The 5325-nt window shown below is 69.8% G+C and carries 4 protein-coding genes and 1 pseudogene; 1 reads left to right on the forward strand and 4 read right to left on the reverse strand.

Features of this window, described 5'->3' with window-relative positions:
- Positions 1-88 precede the first annotated feature (88 nt).
- The 4 genes and pseudogenes from AC07FK_RS30605 to AC07FK_RS30620 form a co-directional block, all read right to left on the reverse strand.
- A pseudogene (locus tag AC07FK_RS30605) lies at positions 89-1005 on the reverse strand (IS5 family transposase).
- Positions 1006-1078: 73 nt separating this feature from the next.
- The gene (locus AC07FK_RS30610) at positions 1079-2251 is read right to left on the reverse strand and encodes a PAS domain-containing protein (protein ID WP_479108190.1); all 1173 of its coding nucleotides are present in this window, start codon (positions 2249-2251) and stop codon (positions 1079-1081) included.
- Between the two features lie 129 nt (positions 2252-2380).
- Positions 2381-2893 carry a DUF1304 domain-containing protein gene (locus AC07FK_RS30615; protein WP_479108191.1) on the reverse strand — a complete coding sequence of 171 codons (513 nt, stop codon included), beginning with the start codon at positions 2891-2893 and terminating at the stop codon, positions 2381-2383.
- Positions 2894-3145: 252 nt separating this feature from the next.
- The gene (locus AC07FK_RS30620; protein ID WP_479108192.1) at positions 3146-4339 is read right to left on the reverse strand and encodes a PP2C family protein-serine/threonine phosphatase; all 1194 of its coding nucleotides are present in this window, start codon (positions 4337-4339) and stop codon (positions 3146-3148) included.
- 562 nt (positions 4340-4901) lie between these two features.
- Between AC07FK_RS30620 and AC07FK_RS30625 the strand changes: the two genes are divergently transcribed.
- Positions 4902-5126: a hypothetical protein gene (locus AC07FK_RS30625; RefSeq protein ID WP_479108193.1), complete on the forward strand. Its 225-nt coding sequence runs from the start codon at positions 4902-4904 to the stop codon at positions 5124-5126.
- Positions 5127-5325 lie beyond the last annotated feature (199 nt).

Raw genomic sequence — 5325 nt, forward strand, 5'->3', positions numbered from 1 at the left:
GCAGAATCCAGCTCCGGCCCCGCCTGATCGACGGCTGCCTCACCGCCACAAGCCTGGCCATCAACCCGCCGACCCCACCCTGAAAACCTCAGTAGCTGTCCGGGCTCTTGTCGTAGCGGGTGGCGATGCCTCGCCAGGCTTTCAGCTTGTTGATCAGACGTTCGATGGTGTTCCGTTCCTTGTAGAGGTCGCCGTCGTGGCTGATGGGCCGGCCGCCTCGTGCGCCCTTCTTCTTGCGGTTGGCGGCCTGGTCCCGTTTCTCCGGGATGACGGCCTTGATTCCACGGTTTCGCAGGTAGGCGCGGTTGCCGCGAGACGAGTAGGCCTTGTCCGCGGCGACCGCGCCGGGCGTCATGCGGGGACGGCCGACCGGCAGGCGGACCTTCACCTTCGCGAGCACGGGGATGAATTGCGGGCTGTCCCCGGCCTGCCCGGCGGTCAAAGCTAACGCGAGGGGACGGCACCGGCGGTCCGAGGCGAGATGAATCTTGCTCGTGAGTCCGCCCCGGGACCTGCCGAGCAGGGCTTCCTTCAGGCGGAGCCTGCGTCGGCGCCGGACGCGCCGGCGTTCGTCCTGTCCGTTCTGTTCCTCCGTGCCGCCCCCTTTTGCCGGGCGGCGTCCTGCTCCTGCACGGCCTCCTCCAGGGCTTTCATGAGGTGCTTGCTGACCCGCATCCCCGCGGCGTCGTGGTGGGCGCGGACCGTGGTGGAGTCCACGCTGACCAGCGACAAGTCCGTCCTTCCCGCGCTGGCCCCCTGGGCGATCAAGCCTTCCCACAGGGCCGTGAAGACACCGGCGTCCCGCCATACGCGGAAGCGTCCGTAGACAGTGGCCCACGGGCCGAACTCGGCCGGCATCTCCCGCCACTGCCCACTGGAGCGGAACCGCCAGATCACACCTTCGAACTGCTCCCGCAACCGCTCCGGGTACGGGCCGTACCTACCAATCGGCAGATACGGCTCGATGAACTTCCACTGAGCATGGGTGAGTTGCCTACGTGTCACAACCCCAGTCCTACCGGATCCCACCCTGCGAAGAGGACAGGACTCGACAGCTGATCACGACATCACACAGGCCCTAGGACAGGATGCAGCAGCCGACGCGGCGCTCGGAGACCACCAGGGGCAGGAACGCCCAGGCCTGTTTGCCGCTGAGCGTGGGCGCCCGCGGGTGGGCGCGGGTCATCTCGGCGGGGTTGGCGTAGAAGGCCGGGATGCCGTTTTGCAGGACGTGGCCGACGGGGGTGACGCCGGTGTCCAGGGGCAGGCCGTCCAGGAGGGCGATATTGCGCGGGTCGTAGCCGCGGTGCCCGATGATCCTCAGTCGGCCGGCGTCGGCAGCGGAGATGACCATGCCTTGTGCTGCGAAAGCGGGCAGGATCTGGTCGGCCACCGTATGGATGACGTCGGCCACGGTGACGGTCTGGCTCAGAGCGGCCGCCAGATGGATCAGCTGGTGGATCCGCCCCGTGCCGGCTGCCTTCGATGAGACCAGGTTCGCAGTGATGCGCGGCGGTGGGGCGTCGGCCGACTGCTCGCGGCGGCTGGGGGAGATGAAGATGCTGATGCCGCTGTCATCAGGGTAGAGGCGGATGTCGAGCCAGCCATCGGGCGGGCGCGGTGCGGTGTAGGCGACGGGCTCGCGGCCGAAGACAGCGGCGCGGTAGTGATCCTCGTGGACCGGGGCGTCGAGCCAGGGCACGGCCTGCCACGGCAGGGCGCCGAGGAGGCTGTGGGCGCTGCGGCCGAGCAGCCGGGCGGCGGCGTCGTTGAGATAGGTGATACGGCCCTGCAGGTCCACGCTGAGGGCGCCGACGGGCAGCCGCTGCAGCAGGTCGACGGCGGCGAGTTCGGTCTGCGCCGGGTCCGGACCGGGCCCAAGCAGAGGCACGGCACGTGGCTGATCAGGAATGCTCCATGGAGCGTCCGCCTGGTCCAGCAGTCGCGTGATACGGCTTGCGCTGGACAGGATGTGCCCGCGTTCACGGCGGGTCAGTGAGGGCGGGTGGCTCTCGGGCCACACCAGCGCCAGGGCCCCCCACCGCCGGGCCCCGTGCAAGGGGGCGAAGGCCAGCGCGAACTGGTACGGCAACCCGGCGGCCGCGTTCGGATACAAGCGCGCCATGTCTTCCTGGCGCCCCACCCAGAGCACGTACACGCCCGCCGCCAAGGCCCCCGCACGCTGCACCGTGCCGCTGAGCACCTGATCCAGAGACACCTCTCCACCAGATGCAATGCCGTCATCACTCACATATACGACACTAAGCCGTCAGAGGGGCGAAGAGATCGAAAGACCGCACTGGTTTGACAGCAGGCGTCCCGGCCTGCTGGGCCGGCTTGTCACCGCCGACTGCCGTCGCTGCCTGCAGAGGGGCCTGGGTCAGGCCGGTTCGCAGGGCGTGAACATCGGACACAGCCCGATGTTCGGCTCGTCCGGGGCGGCGCGCGCCTCCACCTCGTTGAGGTACGCGTCCGCTCCGGCCTGCGCTCGCCGCCGCATCCGGTTGAACGGGCCGTCGGCGGCCCAGCCGGCGGAACCGGTGTGCAGGCCGGCCCAGGAGCCGTATCGCTCGGGCACGTCCCTCCGGGCCATCCCGGTACGGAACTTCCACGCCATGCCGCTGAGGATCGTCCGGTCGTCCAGCCGAGGCCGCCCCATCGATGTCCGGGGCAGCAAGCGCAGCGCGGCGAAGCCGGCGATGAGCCCGAGCGCCAGGAACAGGTTGTAGAACCCGACGTTGAACCGCCACAGCCGCACCTCCGGCGCGTCCGCGGTGCTGCCGGTCAGGAAGACGCGCACCCACGGCCGCCCGTAGAGGAAGCTCTCCAGGGGCCACACGAAGACGTGGACCGCTGCGGCGATCAGGACGAAGACCTGGCTGACGGTATTCATGCGGCCGATATTCCCGCCTGCGGGATTGCCTCCGCGGGCCCGGACACGGCCCGTTCATCCGTTCGGGGGGAGGGGGAGGTCCGGGACCGGCGGACGCGGGCGCGAACGCCGTGGAATCGTGCCACTCGCCACTCCCGTCACCGCGTTGCCGGCAGGCGTTGCACCGCGAGAGCGGCGGCTTCCGTCGACGTCGCGATCTCCCCAAGCAGGTCGGCATGGCCGCACGAGTAACCTTGTACGGCGGGTGTCGTCTCAGGCTTCGGCGCGGTGGTCCGCGAGTTGGGGGCCGTGCCAGTCCAGGCACAGGACGGTGGCGTCGTCTCGCACGTGGCCGTCGCAGGCGTCGTTGACTGCGGCGACCAGGGTGCGTACGACCTCGCGCGGGTGCTCATCGGCGGTTTTTCGGATGAGTCCGGGCAGGTCGGCTGTTTTCGCCTGGCGTTCCTGCATGCCGTCGGTGTAGAGCACGAGGCGGTCACCTGGGCGCAGGTCGAGGTCCTGCACTTGGTACGGGCCCTGCCCGACGACGCCGAAGGGCAGGTTCACCGCCGGGTGCAGTTCGTCGACCGAGCCGTCGCGCAGCAGTAGCGGCCCGGGATGGCCGGCGTTGACGAGCTGGGCGCTGGTTCCGTCCAGGGCGATGCGCAGCAGTTGGCCGGTGGCGAAGGTCCGTCTGCCGTGGTCGAGGAGTGCCTGGTGGATCTGGCGGGCCTGTTCGGCAAGGTCGGCTCCGGCGCGGCGGGCGCCGCGGGAGGCGTTGACCAGGAGTGTGGCCATGAGTGAGGCGTCGACGTCGTGGCCCATGGCGTCGGTGACGGACAGGTGCAGCGTGTCGCGGTCGAGGGTGTAGTCGTAGGTGTCACCGGCGATGTCGGAGGCCGGGACGAGGGCGCCGGCGAGGGTGAACTCGGCCGCCTCGCAGGAGGGGGCGGAGGGCAGAAGCTGGCGCTGGATCTCGGCGGCCAGGCTGACCGAGGTGGTGCGGTTGCCCCAGTGGTACAGGTCGGTGAACCGGCGGTCGGTGACGATGATGTACGCCAGCGCGTGTGCGGCCTCTTCGACCTGATCCAGCACGTCCTCGGTTACGTGGTGCAGGAACAGCTCCAGGACCCCGATGGTGTCGCCGCGGTTGGTGACAGGGGCGAGCACCCGCTGCCCCTGCTCCCCTTCCTTCCGTTCCTGTACCAGTTTCTGGGTGCGCAGGACCTCGTCGTAGACGCTGCTGCCCGCGAGGGAAACCTGTTCTGCGCGGCCGTCATCGGGCGTAACCATCTTGTCGCTGACGCGCAGCATGCGCCGGCCGACGATGTCGACGAACAGGAACGATACGTACCGCGCGCCGAACCGGTCGCGCAGATTGCGCGCCACAACATCCACGGAGCCCACCGGTGCGGCGTCCTCCGCCGCTGTCAGGATCTCGGCCAGTCCGAGTCGATCACGCGTCACATCTGCCTCCCTGAGTTGGAGGCTCTTCTGCCCGCCCAAGCAGAGGCATCACAGTCTCGACATGTGTCTCAAAACGGCAACTTCCCGTACATCCGGGGGCGCCGGTCACCATGAACGGCGGTGGTACGACGGCAAGCGACCGGCCCGGGGGTGGCGGCGCCGGACCGTGCCTGCGCCGGTCCGACGGGGCGGAGACTGCCCCGCCCGAGCCGGACACGAGGGACGGGGCTCTCGCTCTGCGCAGTGATTCACCGACGCGTTCGTTCGTGCCGGTGTGAGCTGGTGTTACGGGAGGCGCCGCTGCGGTGCTGGGGCGCCGATTTCTCGATCGGACTCCTGCTCCACGGCGGTCGGGGGGCAAGTGGAACGTCATCGAAACGACAGCGGCGGGGCTCACGCTGGTCCGCGTAGCACCCCCACCCGGACAGGAGACCCATGCCCCGCGCTACCGCGCACACGGTCGGCGCTGTCCCTATGCTGTCAGACCTTCGCCGACGAATTCAGCCGAACCCACCACGGGCAGAAGTTCGACGCAGCCCACCTGGACAGCGGATGGGCGGTGATGGCGCACGACGCGTTCCTCACCGCGAGCCTGGCCATCCGCTACGCCACCGACCCGCCCCGAACCCCGCCCAGCCTGCGCGCGGTGGCGGCCCAGCTCTACCTCTTCGACACCACCAACGTCATCGAAGGAGCCAGCGGAATCTTTCGCATCGACCCGCGAACCGGCAACCGCAAAAGCACCCACGACCCCCAGGCCGTACGCATCGGCACCCCCGGCCCATAGCCGGCCCGCCACCACACCAACCGCGGTCAACGACGCGCAGTCACCAGCCTGATCGGCCACGACTACGAGAAGCAGGCGTCCTTGCCCCGCGACTCGGGAGCGGGGGGGGGGGGGGGGGGGGGGGGGGGGGGGGGGGGGGGGGGGGCGGGGGGGGGGGGGAGGGGGGGAGGGGAGGGGGGGGGGGGGAAGGGAGGGGGCG

The sequence above is a fragment of the Streptomyces sp. NPDC046122 genome, assembly GCF_056429965.1.